This window comes from Microbacterium sp. SLBN-146 (genome assembly GCF_006715145.1).
GTDB lineage: Bacteria > Actinomycetota > Actinomycetes > Actinomycetales > Microbacteriaceae > Microbacterium.
The window spans coordinates 1,765,211-1,783,484 of sequence record NZ_VFMR01000001.1 but is presented as its reverse complement, the minus strand read 5'-3'; the positions used below and the strand labels follow the sequence as shown (position 1 = coordinate 1,783,484).

Here is an 18,274-nt window from a genome sequence, read left to right as displayed (position 1 = left end):
AGCGAGGCAGTACGGCCGGGAGGGGCGTGATGAACGCGACCATGCACGACGTCGCGCGGGTCGCGGGCGTGTCGATCAAGACGGTGTCGAACGTCATCAACGAGTACCCTCACGTCCGCGCGACGACCCGCGACCGGGTCCTCGTCGCGATCAAGGAACTCGGCTACCAGCCCAATCTCTCCGCTCGCGGACTGCGCTCGGGCAAGACCGGTGTCATCGGACTCGCCATCCCCTCCGTCCGCGAACCGTACTTCGCCGAGCTGGCCGACGCCGTGATCGCCGCCGCGGAGCGCCGTGGCCTCGGCGTCGTCGTCGACCAGACCAACCAGGTTCGCGAACACGAGCTGGACGTCATCGCCGGACGCCGCCTGCGCCTGACCGACGGGATCATCTTCAGCCCCGTCAACATCGGCGAATCCGACGCCGAGCTACTGAAGGTCCCCTTCCCCCTGGTCATCCTCGGAGAGAGCATCTTCGGCGGGCCGACCGACCACGTCTCCATGCACAACGTGTCGTCTGCCCGCGCGGCGACCGAACACCTGATCGCCATGGGACGACGGCGTATCGCGGTGATCGGAGCCGACGACGACGAAGAGGCGAACGCGTTCGGTTCGGCGACGCTCCGCGTCCGCGGCTACCACCAGGCCCTTCAGGCCGCCGGCATCCCCGCCGATCCCGCGCTCGTCGTACCCGCCGGTCTCTGGCACCTCCAGACCGGGGCGGCAGCCACGCGCGCACTGCTCGACTCGGGAGCGACGTTCGACGGACTGTTCGCCCTCAACGACACAATGGCCGTCGGCGCGCTCCGTGCGCTCGCCGAGGCGGGGGTCTCCGTGCCCGACGACGTCGCGATCATCGGGTTCGACAACATCGACGCGACGAAGTTCTCGATCCCCTCACTGTCGACCGTCGACGCGGGGCGCACCGACATCGCCGAGCTGGCGGTGGAGATGCTCGTCGAGCGGATCACGCGAAAGGTCGATGGCATGGCGCCTCGCCGCCTGAAGCCCGAGTTCCGGATCGTCGCTCGCGAGTCGACCGGACACCCGTTCGTCGTCGACACGACCGAGAGCGCGACAGCAGCCGCCGCCCTCCGCGACGCGTAGAGCCGTCCGCCTCGAGACACCTTCGCGCGAAGGTTCACTTGTCGCGAATGGTGGGCTTGGCTGTCGCCAGCCCACCATTCGCGACAAGTGAACCCTGATTACAACGTCGTAATATCTCTGCGCCGACATGTTGACCGGGCGAGCAGACTCCTGCCAAGATCGCTTTTGCTGACGTTGTAAATCACCGTCGCTCCCCCACGGCGACTCGCCGAACGACGGGCGTTCCGCCCGGACATGAGCCAACGGAGGCCTCGTGCCAGGCCGCGGCTCCGCCGCCTCCCTCGCGCGCCACTGCGCCGGGCAGGCGGCGGAAGTCTGCGGCTGTCGCGGCCTTCTGAACCAGAGGAACCCGATATGACCCGCACGCCTCTCGCCCGCTCCCTCGACGCGTACGAGGTGTGGTTCGTCACCGGTAGTCAGAACCTGTACGGCGAGGAGACCCTCCGTCAGGTCGCTGAGCAGTCACAGGCTTCGGGATGGCGAGGAAGGCCGGATTACGGCGGAAGGGAGGGATGGGCTGCAGGAGCTACTGGACGCTCAGGATGAGACTCGAGCAGATCCGAGTCCGATGATGGTGGCCGAGTACGCGTCGAACCTCCAGTTCCGCGCTCCGGAGTGGTTCGGGGAACAACTTCTGCCTCGTCTCAGGATGCTCGACAACGGCTCGCACGCGCGTGCGTTGTGGGCTGGTTTGCTGACGCGAAAGTTCCCAGGACCGCGACTGCGAGAAGCGCTCCAAGATGAAATCCGCACTGGCTGGTCCCAGATCGAAAGCGGCCTGCCGGGCTCGATCGAATCGTTTATTCAACTCCACTCGATCTGCTTCGCGTTCGACTTCGGTCACGCCAATCACGAATGGGCAGATGCCTTTCTGACTCACGCACCCGAATCCGCGCGGGAGCGATGGATTCGCTCGGTCGCGCACTACCTAGATCAGGAGGGAGTGCCCCCGAGTACGAGGAGCTTCTATTTGCGCATTGGAGCCACCGGCTGGATGGTCAGCCGCCGATCTCCCAATCGGATGAGTCACCCCGGTGTGTCCGGAGAGCAGATTCCTTGGAAGGATCTGTCTTATGGGACGTCCCAGTAAGTATCCGCGTGAGCTTCGTGAGCGCGCTGTCCGTATGGTCGCCGAGGTGCGGCCCGATTATCCGAGCGAGTATGCCGCGATGAAGGCGGTGGCGGGGATGCTCGGTATCGGTTCGCCGGAGACGATCCGGACGTGGATTCGGCGGCGTGAGGTCGATGCCGGCGACCGGGCGGGTGTCACGACCGACGCGCAGGCAGAGATCAAGAAGCTGAAGCGGGAGAACGCCGAGTTGCGGCGGGCGAACGAGATATTGAAGGCGGCTTCGACTTTCTTCGCGGCCGAACTCGACCGGCCACACCTGCGTTAGTCGCCTTCATCGAGGCGCACAAGGACCGCCGTGATGGTGGGCTGCGATGGGGTGTCGAGTCGATCTGCGCCGTGCTCACCCAGCACGACGTGAAGATCGCCCCATCGACCTACTACGACGCGAGGCGCCGCGGCCCCTCACCCCGGGAGGTGTCGGACGAACGGTGGAAGTCGATCGTCCTGGCGACGTGGCAGAAGCAGCGGAAGATCCTCGGCGCGCGCAAGCTCTGGCTGAGGCTCCGTCGCGATGGGCACGATATCGCCCGCTGCACGGTCGAGCGCCTCATGCGCGACCTCGGGATCGCCGGCGTGATCCGCGGGCGCCGGAAGCGCCCGGTCGATGCGGATCCGCGGGAGACCAGACCAGCCGACCTCGTCGACCGCCACTTCGCGAGATTCCGCACGAACCAGCTCTGGGTCGCCGACTTCACGTATGTCTGGACATGGTCCGGGTGGGTTTACGTCGCGTTCGTGTTCGACGCGCACTCCCGCCGCATCCTCGGCTGGCGGGCGGCCACCTCGATGACGACACCGTTGGTCCTGGACTGTCTCGAAATGGCGCTCTGGACGCGTCGTCGTGAGGGCATCGCTGGGTTCGCCGGCCTCACCCATCACACGGATGCGGGCAGCGTTTACACGTCGATTTCCTTCACGGATCGGCTCGTGGATGAGGGCATCGACGCGTCCGTCGGCAGCGTCGGCGACGCGTATGACAACGCCCTCGCGGAGTCGCAGATCGGGCTCTACAAGTCCGAACTCATCCACCATGAGGGCCCCTGGCGCGACGTCGATCAGGTCGAGGTTGCCACCGCGAGCTGGGTGCAGTGGTTCAACACCGAACGCACCCACAGCTCGATCGACGACCTCACCCCCGTCGAGGCCGAGCAGCTCGACTACGCTCTCACCGAACCCCTCGAACGAGCGGGCTGACACCAGCAAAACGCTCTCCGGACACGCCGGGGTGACTCAGGAACAGCGCGCGCTCATTCGTTGGCTAACTCTGCCTGGAATCGATGTATCGCGAGCAGCGGAACTCTTTGTCCGCGGTCCCGCCGTCGCTGTCCGCGATGAGGACCTTTACGACTACTACGACCTCGACGGTTTCCCAAACGAGGAGTACCCCGTGCAGTACCTTCGCGTAGCCAACCATCTGATGCAGATGAACGTGACGCCGCCTCCATTTGTTGAGCATCTGCTGGTCGCGGTGTCTCAGATCGCGTCGACCCACGAGATCTTGGCCCGACAGACACTCAACAAGCTGCTAAGCCTGGGCTATTCGCCCGCACGTATTCACCTCGAGTCGATGGGTTGAGTCGCCCGCGACAACGTTGATTCGGTCTCAGAACGGCTGTCCGCTGCGAGAAGTCTCGCTGGGCAGTCGCCCCGTGAATTGCCGCGACACTCTCGGCTCGTCGGCCGGCGCCCGACAACTGTGACAATTACATATGGCTTCATTGCGCTTCGACGGCATCCCAGGGCACGTAGACGGACCGGCGATTGTTGCGGCCTCCTCCGGATTGATGCTGCTTCCGTCTAACGCGTCGAGGAACGTTCGCCTTCATCGGCTGGCGGCGCTGGGGGTGGCGCTGGAGGATCACGATGCAGCACCCGTGAGTCCGTCTGCGGTCCGCTCGCTATTGAAGCGTGAGGATATCGGTGGTGTCGGCACGTTGATGCTAGAGGATCCCTACTCAGAGACGCTCGTGCAGACCGTTAGTTTCAGCGGCGGTCCGTATCTCGTCTCAGGTGGGTCCGGCGAACACACTGTCTCCGATCTCGAGACTCTAATCGAGGCGGCGTTCCGAGACCAGTGGATGCCCGACGATGTTAGGGTTCCAGCGCGTCAGCTGATCCAGGGTCTCCTCTTTGTCAGCGATCTGGTGCTCCGACGGGCGGGGCTTGCGCGAGGAGCCGTCCCGGAGGGATCAGCAAGAACTCCTATAGATGTGCCCGGCGCCCGTCGACTGAAGGAACTCACCGACGCGACCTATGTCTCGAATGAAGATCTCGATCGCCACTCCGGCTGGTTGCGAATGGTGGTGGACACCTTCGCGCTGGATCCGGGCCAGTTAACCGACCCTTGCCGTGACGACTACACCGACGATCGCCTTTATGTTTCCCCCTTTCTTCGGCTCCCGGCCGGATACCGCGTTGTCCTGCCTCTCGACCTCGGGATCACCATCCGGTTTCATCTGCTGCGGTTTGCACGTCAGGAGGGGCAACTCGAAGAACTAGGTAGGCGCTGGCGGGAGGCCGCGCTGCGGCGATTTGCAAGACTCCTACCCACTGACGCATTCCTTGATGAGATCGCCCGCGATGAACACATGACCAGGTACATCACGAAGATCGACGATAAGCGCGATCTCCACCTGATCGTGGCCACTGACCCGCTTGGCGATTTGGGCGAAGAGGTGTGGGGCTGGCACGACACACAACCGGTTCTTCATGAACTGGCAACACTCATTGCTCCAGACGTGAGACAGAGCTATTCCGAGGCAGAAGAGTTGCTTCACGTCGTGATCACCGACAGTCCGGGACGCGGCGCCTTCTGGGGGGTTCCCAATGTCGATGACGCTGATCCGGTACTCATCTCCCGCTCGGACGACTTGGAAGCCATTTGGCATCAGGAACCGGATGGCGCCCTCGGGCTTCTACTCTTCGCGCAGGCCGTAGCGCGGAGGCCTGGGGAGTCGATGTCCACGAGCGTCCTCGATGAGTACAGCTCATATGTCCAATCGGAGAAGTCGTTCTACCTCTCCGACGACGGTCCCTCCACCTTCACGGCATTCCAACCCGGCGATGGGCTCGGGCCGAGACTGAAGTACTCCGTGGAAACAGACCGACATGGTGTGGTCGCGCCCGTCGTCGGCTCGCCGATCATCCAGGTCCAGCGCCGGTACGAGCGCGACGCGCCAGAGATTTTCATCACCTTGCCGAGCAACTCATACGTCGGTTCCGTTGTTGAGCTTGGAGAGCAACAGATCTTCGTCACGATCGACCTTCGTGGTCATAGCTTCTTGGGCGTCGAACCGGATCTGCTCGACTGCGTGGCGTACTGGATTCGGGAGTGCGCGATCCTCTCAGCCGCCAGGCCCGCCACCGACGTCGTTGAGGTAACTGTTGCGCTGACCGCATCAAAGGCGTGGACCAGGGTCGGTACCGCGTCGCTTGGGGGCGAGGCCGTGATTGTGGGGGCGTCGGAACGCGGCTTCGTCTTTGAGTTCACTGAGTCGTTTGTTGGACAGCTCGAGCAGTCCAACAACCAGGCGGAACGGGAGCTCGTAGCGGTGCTGTTGAGGAACGTCTTCGGGATTGCGAACGATCAGATACAGAGCGCGGTCGATCTCGTCGCGCCGCTTGGGCCGAAGCGCATGTTGAATGTTTTCAATCAGGATCGCTCCCCGGACATGCTGTCCGCGCGACTCCCACGGGCCCTCACGGGCCACGACCAAGTCGCCGCACAGCTTCTCGATGAGCTCGGCGAATGGCTGCGGTCGCCGAGCGGCGGTGGGTACGCCATCGGCATCCTCGAGGGCGAGGCCAAAGTTCGCATTCTCAACGCTGCGGTTATGCATCTCTTCGATCGGCTTGAAGTAGACGTCGCGACGTTCCACAAGCGCACTCTCCTCGACTTTCTGGTCGCGCAGAATGAGTCGCTCAGTCACAGCGCCAAGCTCGACGCACGGTTGTTGCCTTCGCGGTTGGCCTGCTTCGGTGAGCATTCGTACACCGTGGCGGAGTTGGTCGAGCGGCGCAGGGAGATTTCGGCCGCACACAGAGCGAATCGCTTCCTAATTGAGTACGTCGCGGCACAACCTCTTGCGGGTGCTGACGCCGTGACGGTGTTGGACTACTACCGGCTCCTGAGCATCGCGAGAGAGGTCATCGAAAGGGCGACACTCTCGGACTTCCTTCATTACAACCTGGCGGACTTCGGAGTCTCGATTCTTGAGTCCGGCAGACTCGGGATAGAGCGAGACCAGCCGGTGCTGCATGCAATGAACAGATATGCCGCGAACTCGGGTGCCCGCACAGTCCGTGACGCTGGACTCGGCAGCCAGGGCGCGGACGTGGGGCACTTCGATGCCGCCGATTTTGTGGCTAGCAGCGAGGACGCGATGCGCGCCGAGTTCGGGTTCACGCTCCCAGACCTTCGCGAGGTCTGCGGAGGTCTGCTCGACATCGCCGAAGCGGATCGTGTGACACGTATGGCGCGTTCTGAGGTCGTGGATCAGATTGTTCGCAAGAGGAGTATGTCGTCGCAATCGGTGTCCTCAGTGCTCGACGCGATCACACTAACGGAGCGATCAGCGTTCCTTAGCATCGGCCAGGATGCCTTTCCGTGGCGGTTCAACCGGGACATGTCGTTCATACGCAGACCGCTCGTCCTCGACGGGGACGAGCTGATCTTCGGCTTTCGGAGCGTCTACCGTCTGGGCGTCTACTGGGCCGACAACATCTTGTCGGGTCGGCTTCAAGGGCGGGCGAAGACGCCTGAGATGCGGCAGTTCATCTCGACCGCGAGAGGAAAGGTGAACGAGAACTTCGCCCGGTCAGTCGCGTCGCGGCTGCAGTCTCTCGGACTAGTCACCCGACTTTCGGTCAAAAAGCTTGGAAAGCACCACATTGCAGATTCCGAAGGAAGGGCTCTTGGCGACATCGACGTTCTGGCCGCTCACCCCGAATCGAAGTCGCTCATCGCGGTTGAGGCAAAGGACTTCGAGATCGCACGAACTCCTGCTGAGATCTCCAACGAGCTGGAGAAGCTGTTCTCCGGGACGAACACGAAGAAGCCGACAATCGTGTTGCATAGCAGACGTATCGACTGGTTGCGTCGGCACGTTGACCTCGCCCTGTCAACTCTGGGCATCGAGGGCGACGGACCAAGCTGGCGGGTGGACGGTGTGATCGTGACTAGTGAGCCCCTGATTGCTCCGCTGGTGGAATCCAGCTCGATACCTGTCATTCCTTTCGAGGACCTCGACCGGAATCTCCTCGGCCTCTCCAAGATCTATAGCGCACCCAGGAAGCACCCCGCCAAACGGCAGCGCCGATGAGCTCAGGATCGGTTCCCTACTCGATCAGGCATACCGGCGGATTGTGCAGCGAGGAGTTGCAGAATCAAGGCGGGCCGGGTCGGCGCGTGGCGATAGTCTGCTCTTCAGGCGTGACCACGATCTGCAGCAAATGAGACCGACCGAGACGTCTCTCGCCAACGCTCTGTCAACGGCCTACGAGAAGTCGCCCGCATCGTGCGTTCTTGGACCCGCGGCCGAGCCTCTACATATTCAGTGGTCGTCGCTGACTGCTTCGTCAATCAGGTGTTGGATGGCGAGTTCGTCGCCCCCCGCTGCGGCCTTCCAGCGCCAGTCAGACGCTTCCTCGAGCCGCCCTGCATCGGCAAGGTCGATCGCGAGGTTCCAGGCAGAGTGGGCGTCGCCCAGATCGTATCCGCGCCGATACAAAACCTCGGCCTCGGCGCGCTCGCCCCGACGCGAGAGGATGTTCGCCAGGGGAATCATGCACTCCAGCACGCCCGCCGTGACGCCAGCACGAAGCACCTCCTCACACTCCTCCTGGCGACCGGTCGCCCGCAGGAGTGTGCCGAGGCCCGCCCACGCTGACCCGTAGTGTGCCATGCCCTCGCGGAGCAAGGGCTCTGCCATCGCGTCGTTGAAATGGTGCCAGCGCCAGCAACCGACGACTCCGACCGCATACAGCCGCTCGTCACCCTCAAGGTGGTCAAGCGCGGCGGTCATCGACGCGAGCGCGGCCGAATAGTCGCCCTGGTCATGCTCAACCCAAGCGGCTTCCGTCAGACCGACGACATACCCGAGATCCCAGAGGTCCCGACACACAGCCAAGGCCTCATCAGAGCGCCCTTCCGCGTGCAGCGCGTCGACATACCTACTGCCGGTCTGACCGTCCTTCGTGTCCTGCCACGCCGCGGCGAATGCGCGCAGATCCTCCTCGCCCGTCACATCGCCAGACACTACCCGCAGAGCCAGATCTCCGCGTCACGCGAGGATCGCTTAGCGGGCGGAACGAACCGGCTCGATAAGGGCGAGGAGGCTACCGGCCGTGATTCAGCGAGAGGTCGCCTCCGGTGTCGGTCATTTCGCGTAGGGCTCATAGGACCGTAGCGGGCCGCAAGTCTTCCAACCTGGTTGAGGCACCAAGAGTGCGAGGCATCCGCTGTACACGGGTGGCAGAGTCTCGCTCTCCCGTGTCGAGCGTGATGTAGAGCCGGGCCCGACCGAAGGCAGTGCGCTCCTGCACGCGTCCTGAAACGACCGCGTCGATTAGCCTCCGGGCATACTCGATGCGTTCTTCTGCGTAGTCCATCATCCATTCGCCGCCACCGTCACCGAAGGTGACGGTGGACATCTGCTCGGCGATGATCGAGAATCTGCACGCGCGGGGGTTGCGGGGAGTTATGTCGCAGTAGCTCACGGGGCGACTCTCAAGGTGAGTGACCTCGAGAGTCGCGGTGTGGCCGACAAGCGAGCGCGTGAACGAGACGAGGCTGTCGAACTGCCGTTGCTCCTCGCCGCAGCCTGCGTCTTCTTCCCTCTCCATGGGAGCTCCACGGTAGCGGATAGACGCCCCACACCCGACTCACATCGGACCGTGCAACCCCGGTGCGCCGCGACGCACGAAACGGGCAGACGACGTCGACGATGAACATCACACGCCGTGATCCCGAGATGTTGTCACTCCTCCGGCGCACACACCGAAACATAGGCTGGCCGAATGATGCATTCGACCGAATCCCGACCCGTCACGATCGTCACCGGTGGCAGCCGCGGTATCGGCGCAGCCATCGCAGAACGACTTGCCGCCGACGGCCATGACCTCGCACTGACCTACCGGGTCGCTCGCGATGAAGCTGAGACGGTCGCCGCCGCGTGCCGCGCCCTGGGTGCGCGGGTCCTGCTCATCCAAGCGGATCTCGCCGACCTCGACGATGCCGCCAGCGTGGTCCCGGCGACACTCGCCGAGTACGGCCGACTGACCGGCCTCGTGAACAACGCCGGCGTCACGATGCGGATCGGCGACTACCTCGACCTCGACCTCGCCGAAGTGGAACGGATGCTGCGCATCAACGTCCTCGCGCCCATCTCGGTCACGCGCGCCGCGCTCGAAGTCATGTCGACCGAGAGCGGCGGCGAAGGCGGCACGATCGTCAGCGTCTCCTCGGGTGCTGCGACCAGCGGCGCGCCGAACACCTACGTGCCGTATGCGATGAGCAAGGCCGCGATCAACGCCATGACCATCGGCCTCGCGAAGGAGTTCGGGCCGCAAGGCGTACGCGTCAACACAGTCTCGCCCGGGACCACCTACACGACCATCCACGCCGATGGCGGGCGCCCGAACGCTCCCGAAGAACGCGCCCCCGGCATCCCGTTGCGGCGCGCTGCGCATCCCCACGAGGTCGCCGACGCCGTCGCCTACTTCTTCGGTCCGGGTGCCGCATTCACGTCTGGCGCCGACCTGCGCGTCACGGGAGGCAACTGAGCCCGCACGGCTCGGACTCTACGACGCGTAGCATCCGTTCTCCTAGAGTGGGCGGATGCGTCACCGTCTCACGTTCGCCGCAGCGGTTCTGGTCACTCTCGCCCTGACCGGATGCGCGACCGGTCAGACGCCCACGGGAGCGGCCGACCCGATAGCGGCCATCACGCCCGAGCCGACACAGCCCATCGCCGACGTCATCGCATCAGGAAGCGACGACGCGGAGGCACGCGCACAGGCTCAGGCATGGCTTGACGACATCACGCTCCCCGCGGGCGCAACAGCCGCGCCGCGGAGCGTCGCCTCGTTCCAGTCCTACAGCGGCTGGCCGTGCGGGCCGGTGGCTGAGCTCGAGGCGTTCTGGTTCGTCCCCGACGCCACCCTCAGCGACATCGCCGTCTGGCTCGACGAGCATCCTGCCGGCGGCCTCATCTCCGTGTGGGGAGAGCACCGGCCCGACAGCCTCGATTACGACGGGATGCTCCTCGGATACATCCCGGAACCAGGCGCGCAAGAGGGGATCGTGTACACCCTCCGGACCGTCTCCGGCGGCATCGCTGTGCGTGCGGAGATCGCAGCCCAGACCTCTGAGGCATCCTGCCCTGAACTACCCGATGGAGCGCAGTACGGGGCACCCGGGATGGGCTGACGCCCCCGCCGTCACCTGCTGCCGGAGAACCTCACGGCGGCGCGCACTTGAGCAGCGGCGCTCGCGCCGAGTCCGAGCGGCCAGCGCTGCATGATGTACGCGGCGGCATCGTCCACGGTCAGCTGGCGGGTGGAGTTGCCCGCGCGAACCCATAGCTCCGGCGGAGCGTTCCTGCCGGGCCGCAGGTACACCGGCGAGGGCGACGCCACCATCTGCACACGGCAGACGGTACGAACCGGCTCGTTGCCGATCTCCGCGAAGTCGACCTCGACGAGCGCGGCCGCGGACGTACCGAGCGTCGTCATGATCAGATCGCGCAGCCACAACTCGAACCGATCGACGTCGGGGGTCTTCAGCGTCGCCAGGTCGGCGTCGAGCCCGAGCGGCGTGCCATGGTCGTCGACACCGATGAGCAGCACGCCGCCGTCGGCGTTGAGGAACGCGGCCACCGTCTTAGCGACGACGTGCTCCATCCGCTCGTCCTTCTGACCCGTGCGGAGGTTGACGCGCGCCGTGGACTTGAACTCGACGGTGCCCGACTCCCCCGCCACGAGCATCTCGTCGATCGTCGCGCGTGCCGGCTTCTGCAGGTGCGCGGCAACAGCCGCATACACGGCGATGAACAGGATCGATACGCCCATGGGGAGGAGGAACGCGAGTGGACTGCTGAGGTGAGGATCGGGTGCAACCAGTTCACCGAGCAGGAGCCCCGCGACGATCCCGATGATCGACAGCACGATCGCCGTCGACCAGCGCAGGCGCGCACGACGACGCAGAAGCACGCGCGCGGCGCCCGAGAACACCCACGCGAGGACCAGTGCGACCAAGATCGCGACGCCGACCACCCACAGCGGCACCCGGGAAAGGATGTCTCCGTACACCGTCAGCTCGACCTCCTTGCGCGGGAACAGAACCCTCTCTTCAACCTAGGGCCTCTTTCGATCTCGCCGGGATCGCGTTGCGCGGAGTACCGTTGATTCATGACCGACCGCGTCGCTGACCAGGTCACCGTTCCCGACGTCGTCGGCCTGCCGTTCCACGTCGGCCGCGACATCGCATCCGCCGCGGGCGTGACGCTGGCCAATCCCGATCCCGACGGTCCACCCATCGGGGCACTCACATGGCCGGGACTGTTCTACATCACCAGCCAACGACCGGATGCCGGCACGGTTCTCTACCGATGGGACTCGGTCGCCGTCGACATCGTCGAGCACGGCACGGCGGAGTCGAACGCACTGCGCGACAGCAGTGAGCCGCCGCCGCACGATGTTGCGCACGCCAGGCCTGATCGCGAAGTGTTCGTGGACTTCACGGAGCACCCCGACGGCGCCTGAGCCGACGGCCACGGAACTTGCCGGACTGGACCCGTCGGAGGTCTCGCCTATGGTGTCGAAGTGACCTTCCGTGCCGCTGACCGCGTCTATGTCGACGAGTCGAAGGCCCGCGGGTATTACGTCGTTGCGACCGCCACCGCAATCCACGACGTTCACACATCCGAACGAGCGCTGCGCGATCTCCTCAAGCCGGGTCAGCGACGCATCCACTTCAAAAGTGAGAGCGACAGTCGGCGCCGCCACCTCCTCTCGCGTATGTGCGGACTCGACGTACGAGTGTCCGTGTGGGTCGTCAAGCAGCGGTCGGACAAAGAAGCGCGGCCGCTGTCACTTGGCGCACTCACTGAGGAGGCCGTCCGCGTCGGTGTGTCACAGCTGATCATCGAACGAGACGAGTCCCTCGAGCGCGCCGACCGGCGCCTGATCGCGAACACAATCCGCCGCGTCGGATCTTCGGAGATGCAATATCGGCATGTCGCACCACATGAGCATCCGCTGCTCTGGGTGAGCGGTGCGGTCGCCTGGTGCTACTCGAACGGCGGTGACTGGGTACGTCGCGTCGAAGCGATTGTCGAATCCCGGGTCACGCTGCTGTAGGAACACGTGAGCCTGGCTCGTCATACCGTCCGGAAGACTGCCAGGCTCCGAGGGCTACTGCCCGCCGTGCATGAAGTGTACCTCGGCGGGGCCATGACGGGCCAGCTGAAGCGCCGGAGAAATCTCCGACGCTTCTTCTGCCGAACAGCCAAACCTCTATCTAAAGGTCACTTGTTCGAGTATGAGGAGTTTGGTAGCGGGAGCGGGGCTTGAACCCGCGACCTCACGATTATGAGTCGTGCGCTCTCACCAACTGAGCTACCCCGCCGCGTAGCATCCGGTCAACACCGAATACTGCGAGCCCCGAGTCAGGATTGAACTGACGACCCCTTCCTTACCATGGAAGTGCTCTGCCACTGAGCTATCGGGGCGTGGCTGCCTGCGTGCAGGCAACTAGAAGAGGATATCAGAGCAACCCGCCCGCTCTGAATCGGTGTCAACCGCCTGCGTGCTGCCGCAGCCACGGGATCGGGTCGATCGGCGTGGTGCCGTTCAGCAGGATCTCGAAGTGCGTGTGAGCACCGAACGAGCGGCCCGTGTTGCCGGTGCGACCGAGCACGGTTCCCACCGTGACCTGCTGGCCCTCGGACACCTCGATCGAACCCGTGATCATGTGCGCATAGTGGCTCGAGACGAGTTCGCCGTCGATGACGTGGTCGATGATGACGTGCACGCCGTAGCCGCCGCCCGAGTTGGTCGCGACCCGCACCGTGCCATCGGCGATCGCCTGGATCGGGGCACCGGCGCCAGGAACGAAGTCGACGCCGTTGTGCATCGCGCCCGACCGCATGCCGAAGCCGTACGTGATCGGCACACCGACAGCGAACGGCCACTGGATCGCAGCGTTGGGGTCGTTGACGAAGAAGTTGGAGACGTTCTTGATGCCCGACTCCGCGGCGAGCTCGGCCATCGTCATCGTCGAATAGCTCTCGTGGCGCGAGAGATCGACGTTCTCGACGCTCGACGGGGCGACGTACGCCTGGATCTCATCGGCGGCGTCGGAAGCCTCGGCCTCATCGGCGATCGGTGCGCGCACCGAGACGGTGGCCTCACCGTTCACGCTCGACGCGACGGCCTCGGCGGGAGTCGTGAGGCCGACGGTCAGAAGGCCGACGACACCCATGACACCGATCGAGAACGACGCGGCCGTGATGCGCTGGAAGGCGACGAGTCCTCGGCGACGCCGAGTCCCGCGTGCTGCGGCATGAGCGGCAACGGCTTCAGCCATGTCGTCGTCAGCGGATGCCGCGGACTCGGGCTTCTCCGTGACGATCGTGGTCTCGCCGGTGAAAGCGAAGAGGCGGGCTGCGGCTTCGAAGGCGTCGGCGGCTTCGGACTCAGCCTCCGACAACGGCTCGGAGTCGGTCTCTGCGGCCGGGACGTCCGCCACGACGGGGTCGGTCTCGACGGGCGGCTCGATAAGTTCGAACGGCTCGGCGGCGACGCGGACAGGCTCGGCGATCGTCGCCGCGGCTGCCGCCGCAGCAGCGCGCGCGGCGCGGCGGGACATCGGAGGCAGCGACGCGGCCGGCGTTGCGGGGAGGACAGCTGCGGCATCCGTCACGCCATCAGCGGCAGCGATCGCGGTGGCGACGACAGCGGCTTCGACCACGAGGGGAGCGACAGCCGCATCTGGGGTGGCTTCACCGTGCGCCGGAACGGGCGCGGGGGTGTTGCGGATCGAACGCCGCGTGCGGGCGGGCTCGGCCAGGGGGGATTCAAACGGCAATGCGCAGGGAACTCTCGGGTCATCCACCCTCGGGGGAAAGGGCGGTAGCACGTGCTTCGGGCTGCGATCTCTTCGCCCGCTCGCAGAAGCGTACGCGGGCAAAAGTAACGATCAGGTAACCCACCATACCCCGCACCACCTGAGAGCGCCATGTACGCGGCGGGGCGAGTCCACTCAGTCGGATGCCACGGCGAGAAGCCTCTCGAAGAGCGCCGGCCCTGCCGCCACGACGAGCCTGCGGCCGATGGCGTCGACGTCGTCGACCGCCACGCGTCCACCGGCCTCGGTCACGAGCAGCGCACCGGCAGCGTGGTCCCACGGCTGCAGTCCGCGCTCGAAGTAGCCATCGAGCTTGCCCGCGGCGACGTATGCGAGATCCAGCGCGGCGGCTCCCGCCCGCCGGACGTCGCGCGCAATCGGCATGACCCGGGCGACGCGGGCGAGATCGGCCGCATGCGTCGCCGGGTCGTACCCGAACCCCGTGCCGAGCAGGGCTCCCGCGTCCGTGACCTCGGAGACCTCGACCCGCACGTCGCCGAGCCAGGTGCCTCCTCCGAGCGACGCGCGGAAGAGCTCGCCCGACGCGGGGTTGAGGACGGCGCCCGCAAGCGCCTCCCACTCCCCCGCAACCGGCTCGCCCTGCACGGCGGCGATGCTCACGGCGTAGACGGGGATCCCGTACGCGTAGTTGACGGTCCCGTCGATCGGATCGACGACCCAGGTGATCCCACTCGCACCGCGCTCCGCGCCGGACTCCTCGCCGAGGAACCCGTCGTCGGGCCGCGCTTCGGCGATCCGCCGACGGATGAGATCCTCGACCTCACGATCGGCCTCCGTCACGATGTCGGCGAGCGCCGACTTCGTCGCCGCGATCGCGACGCCCTCGGTCCGTCGCCGTCGCGCCAGCTCACCGGCCTCCCGCGCGATCTCGACGGCGAGGGTCTCGAGCTCACTGGGTGCAGGCATGCCTCCACGCTACCGGCCACTACTCCGCCCTGGAGGCCCGGGTAGCGTGGAGGGATGGCCGACGCAGTCCTCTCCCGCACCCATGACGTCATCATCATCGGAGGCGGGCACAATGCCCTCGTCGCCGCCGCGTACCTCGCCCGCGCCGGCCGTTCGGTCGTGGTCCTCGAGCGCCTCGACCACGTCGGTGGCGCGGCGGTCTCGGAACGCCCATGGGAGGGCGTCGACGCGCGCCTGTCCCGCTACTCGTACCTTGTGAGCCTCCTCCCCCGCCGCATCATCGACGACCTGGGCCTCTCGATCGATCTGCTCCGCCGCCGCTATTCGTCGTACACACCGGTTCCGTCGGATCCCACGCGCGGCATCCTGGTCGACACGGGGGATGCCGCCGCCACCGCTGCGTCGTTCCTCGACGCCACCGGCGATCCGGGCGAGGCGCAGCGTTTCGCCGACTTCTACACCCGCATCGATCCGCTCGCCCGCACGCTCTTCCCGACCGTGCTGGAACCGCTCGCCCGCCGGAGCGATGTCAAGCGCCTCGTCGGTGACGACGGGCTGTGGGCCGATGTGTTCGAGAATCCGCTCGGCGCGGTGCTGCGCACATCGCTCGAGACCGACCTCGCCCGTGGCATCGCGCTGACCGACGGGCTCATCGGCACCTTCTCGAGCGCCGACGACCCGAGCCTGCGCCAGAACCGCTGCTTCCTGTACCACGTGATCGGCGGCGGGACGGGCGACTGGGACGTGCCCGTCGGCGGAATGGGACGCGTGACGGCCGAGATCGAGCGCGCCGCCCGCGCGGCCGGCGCCGAGATCCGCACGGGTGCCGAGGTGCTATCGCTGTCGCCCGACGGCGAGGTCGTCGTCGCCGACGGCGACCGCACGCAGACGCTGCACGGGCGGGTCGTGCTGAGCGGCGTCGGACCCGCCGTTCTCGATCGCCTCCTGGGCGAGGGCGGCGCAAGTGGCGCCGACCCCGTCTCGTCGGAGCTTCCCGAGGGCGCGCAGGTGAAGGTCAACATGCTCCTGAAGCGGCTGCCGCGCCTGCGCGACGAACGCGTGGCCCCCGAGGCCACCTTCGCGGGCACCTTCCACATCAACGAGACGATGACCCAGCTCGACGACGCCTATGCGACGGCGGCGGCGGGCGGCATCCCGCATCCGCTCCCCGCAGAGATCTACTGCCACTCCCTGACGGACCCGACGATCCTCGGGCCAGAGCTGCGGGCATCGGGAGCCCAGACCCTGACCCTGTTCGGACTGCAGGTGCCCCATCGCCTTGCGGAAGGCGCCCACCGCGACGAACTGCGCGAGGAGCTGCTCGCCGCCGCGCAGCGCTCGCTCGACAGCGTGCTCGCCGAACCGATCGCGGACGTCGTCTTCCAGGCCCCCGATGGGTCGCCCTGCATCGAAGCGAAGACGACGGCAGACCTCGAGCAGTCGCTCGGGATGGCGGGCGGCGACATCTTCCACGGCTCGCTGTCGTGGCCGTGGGCTGAAGACGACGAGCCTCTCCGCACCCCCGCGGAGCGATGGGGCGTTGCGACGCCGCACGCCGCGATCCTGCTGTGCGGCTCCGGTGCCCGCCGCGGCGGTGCCGTCAGCGGCATCGGCGGGCACAACGCGGCGATGGCAGCGCTGGAGATGCTCGAGCGCTGAATCTGACGGATGCCACGGCCCGCGGCATCCGTCAGGTCGTACCCCTACGGACGCGGCGGCAACGGCGGGGGCGGCGGGAACCCGTCGTAGCCCGGAGGTGCCTGCGGCGGCGGGAAGTTCTGGAAGCCCGGCTGAGGCGGCACGGGATGGTTCTGGGGTGCCTCCGGCTGCGGAGCGGGAGCCGGAGGATGGATCGGACCGAACACCTGGGCACCCGGTGACGGGTCGCCCGAGTAGTAGGCGCCCCAGTCGGGCTGCCCGTCGGGCATGTACGGCAACGGCGTGACGCCGTCGACGTACGTGGGCCACGGAAGAAGCTCGGGTTCGCCGGCGTGCGCTTCGGGAGCGGCTGCGTCAGCGGCCGGCGGGTAGCCGCCCGCTGCGAGAGCGGGCGCATGCCCCATCGGTGCCGCGGGAACGTGAGCGAACGGCGGTGTGGCGGCGCGCTCCTTCTTGGGCGCGAAGAGCACGTTGACGAGCGGGATGAGCGTCGACCCGACGGCAGCGAGGATCGCCGCGGCGACGACGAAGCGCCAGTACAGGTCGCGGAAGTCGACGTACTCCCACAGCACGAGCGGGGCCATCAACAGGGCGGCAAGCCCCACGACGAGGGCGATCGTGACGACCGTGACCGTGCGCGTGAACCCCGTGACGTAGCGCTGCGACGCCTTGACGAACAGTCGCAAGTGCAGGAGCGCGAGCTGCACGATGAGCACGATGAGGAGGAACTGGATGAAGCGCGTGAAGCTCGCGAAGTACGCGCGTTCCGGCATCCAGATCATGACGGCGCCGATCAGAAGGAGCGCGACCCAGCCGATCATGCTCGACAACGCGAACCATGCCGGACGCCGCGGAGCGAGGTGCGCATCGAGGATCGCGGCCCCGGAGAAGGCGACGAGCAACAGGATCGTGAGGAACGCCTTGCCGATGATGCCGTCTTGCGACCCGACGAAGAGCCAGACGACGCAGACGATCGCGGCGGCGATGAGCGCGCCGATCGCAACCCAGATCGCGGCCCGCAGGAGCGACGACGTTCCCGCGTCTCTCACCGGTGATTCCTCGGGGTGTCCGGGTGCAGTCATCGTCTCTCCGTTCGCGTCGCCGAAGCAGGCCCCCTCATCCTCACACGCGGGACCCTTCACCCGCAGTGGGCACAATCCCCCATGTGCACAAAGCGCGGGCGCGCACCGCCTGTGGAGAGCTCGATGACGGCGGTCCGTAACAGTGTGACGCTCCGAATCCGCATCCCGTCTCCCGCCCGGTTAGCGTGACAGCGCGCGTCCACCCGAGCCCCACCCGTCGAGCCGCGCCCACACAGCGAAA

The 18,274-nt window shown here is 66.1% G+C and carries 15 protein-coding genes, 2 tRNA genes and 1 pseudogene; 10 read left to right on the top strand and 8 right to left on the bottom strand.

Annotated elements, in window-relative coordinates; translation table 11 throughout:
• Window positions 1-29: 29 nt before the first annotated feature.
• From FBY39_RS07670 to FBY39_RS07650, 5 genes and pseudogenes are all read left to right on the top strand, one after another.
• Window positions 30-1,106, top strand: coding sequence for a LacI family DNA-binding transcriptional regulator (locus FBY39_RS07670; RefSeq protein WP_141931602.1), 1,077 nt, complete (start codon window positions 30-32; stop codon window positions 1,104-1,106).
• Between the two features lie 354 nt (window positions 1,107-1,460).
• A pseudogene (locus FBY39_RS07665) lies at window positions 1,461-1,574 on the top strand (hypothetical protein); the annotation flags it as partial.
• Window positions 1,575-2,179: 605 nt separating this feature from the next.
• A protein-coding gene (locus FBY39_RS07660) for an IS3 family transposase (RefSeq protein ID WP_141931600.1) occupies window positions 2,180-3,432 on the top strand; the annotation gives its coding sequence in 2 pieces (ribosomal slippage) (window positions 2,180-2,462 and window positions 2,462-3,432; 1,254 coding nt in all).
• A 31-nt stretch (window positions 3,433-3,463) separates the two neighbouring features.
• Complete coding sequence (locus tag FBY39_RS07655; protein ID WP_141931598.1) at window positions 3,464-3,814, top strand: hypothetical protein; 351 nt, start codon at window positions 3,464-3,466, stop codon at window positions 3,812-3,814.
• 133 nt (window positions 3,815-3,947) lie between these two features.
• Entirely contained in the window at window positions 3,948-7,559 is a 3,612-nt protein-coding gene (locus FBY39_RS07650; protein WP_141931596.1) for a hypothetical protein, read from the top strand.
• 231 nt (window positions 7,560-7,790) lie between these two features.
• On the opposite strand, the gene FBY39_RS07645 is transcribed toward FBY39_RS07650, so the two are convergent.
• Both FBY39_RS07645 and FBY39_RS07640 read right to left on the bottom strand, forming a co-directional pair.
• Window positions 7,791-8,483, bottom strand: a complete 693-nt coding sequence (locus FBY39_RS07645; RefSeq protein WP_141931594.1) for a tetratricopeptide repeat protein — start codon at window positions 8,481-8,483, stop codon at window positions 7,791-7,793.
• A gap of 148 nt (window positions 8,484-8,631) precedes the next feature.
• Window positions 8,632-9,081, bottom strand: a complete 450-nt coding sequence (locus FBY39_RS07640) for a hypothetical protein (protein WP_141931592.1) — start codon at window positions 9,079-9,081, stop codon at window positions 8,632-8,634.
• Between the two features lie 174 nt (window positions 9,082-9,255).
• Between FBY39_RS07640 and FBY39_RS07635 the strand changes: the two genes are divergently transcribed.
• Together FBY39_RS07635 and FBY39_RS07630 are read left to right on the top strand one after the other, a co-directional pair.
• Window positions 9,256-10,020: an SDR family NAD(P)-dependent oxidoreductase gene (locus FBY39_RS07635; protein WP_141931590.1), complete on the top strand. Its 765-nt coding sequence runs from the start codon at window positions 9,256-9,258 to the stop codon at window positions 10,018-10,020.
• A gap of 55 nt (window positions 10,021-10,075) precedes the next feature.
• Window positions 10,076-10,666 carry a hypothetical protein gene (locus FBY39_RS07630; RefSeq protein ID WP_141931588.1) on the top strand — a complete coding sequence of 197 codons (591 nt, stop codon included), beginning with the start codon at window positions 10,076-10,078 and terminating at the stop codon, window positions 10,664-10,666.
• A gap of 11 nt (window positions 10,667-10,677) precedes the next feature.
• On the opposite strand, the gene FBY39_RS07625 is transcribed toward FBY39_RS07630, so the two are convergent.
• Window positions 10,678-11,523, bottom strand: coding sequence for a helix-turn-helix domain-containing protein (locus FBY39_RS07625; RefSeq protein ID WP_260837486.1), 846 nt, complete (start codon window positions 11,521-11,523; stop codon window positions 10,678-10,680).
• Window positions 11,524-11,646: 123 nt separating this feature from the next.
• On the opposite strand from FBY39_RS07625, the gene FBY39_RS07620 reads away from it, so the two are divergent.
• Both FBY39_RS07620 and FBY39_RS07615 read left to right on the top strand, forming a co-directional pair.
• On the top strand, window positions 11,647-12,000 hold the full coding sequence (locus tag FBY39_RS07620) for a PASTA domain-containing protein (protein ID WP_141931584.1): 354 nt from the start codon (window positions 11,647-11,649) through the stop codon (window positions 11,998-12,000).
• 60 nt (window positions 12,001-12,060) lie between these two features.
• Window positions 12,061-12,597, top strand: coding sequence for a hypothetical protein (locus FBY39_RS07615; protein WP_141931582.1), 537 nt, complete (start codon window positions 12,061-12,063; stop codon window positions 12,595-12,597).
• A 191-nt stretch (window positions 12,598-12,788) separates the two neighbouring features.
• On the opposite strand, the gene FBY39_RS07610 is transcribed toward FBY39_RS07615, so the two are convergent.
• From FBY39_RS07610 to FBY39_RS07595, 4 genes are all read right to left on the bottom strand, one after another.
• A tRNA-Met gene (locus FBY39_RS07610) sits at window positions 12,789-12,865 on the bottom strand.
• 31 nt (window positions 12,866-12,896) lie between these two features.
• Window positions 12,897-12,968, bottom strand: a tRNA-Thr gene (locus tag FBY39_RS07605).
• Window positions 12,969-13,033: 65 nt separating this feature from the next.
• Window positions 13,034-14,209, bottom strand: coding sequence for a M23 family metallopeptidase (locus FBY39_RS07600; RefSeq protein WP_260837484.1), 1,176 nt, complete (start codon window positions 14,207-14,209; stop codon window positions 13,034-13,036).
• A gap of 291 nt (window positions 14,210-14,500) precedes the next feature.
• Window positions 14,501-15,292, bottom strand: coding sequence for an inositol monophosphatase family protein (locus FBY39_RS07595; protein WP_141931580.1), 792 nt, complete (start codon window positions 15,290-15,292; stop codon window positions 14,501-14,503).
• Window positions 15,293-15,346: 54 nt separating this feature from the next.
• Between FBY39_RS07595 and FBY39_RS07590 the strand changes: the two genes are divergently transcribed.
• Window positions 15,347-16,951, top strand: coding sequence for an NAD(P)/FAD-dependent oxidoreductase (locus tag FBY39_RS07590; protein ID WP_141931578.1), 1,605 nt, complete (start codon window positions 15,347-15,349; stop codon window positions 16,949-16,951).
• A gap of 44 nt (window positions 16,952-16,995) precedes the next feature.
• Here FBY39_RS07590 and FBY39_RS07585 read toward each other — a convergent pair whose 3' ends face one another.
• Entirely contained in the window at window positions 16,996-18,000 is a 1,005-nt protein-coding gene (locus FBY39_RS07585) for a hypothetical protein (protein WP_260837483.1), read from the bottom strand.
• Window positions 18,001-18,274: the final 274 nt, after the last annotated feature.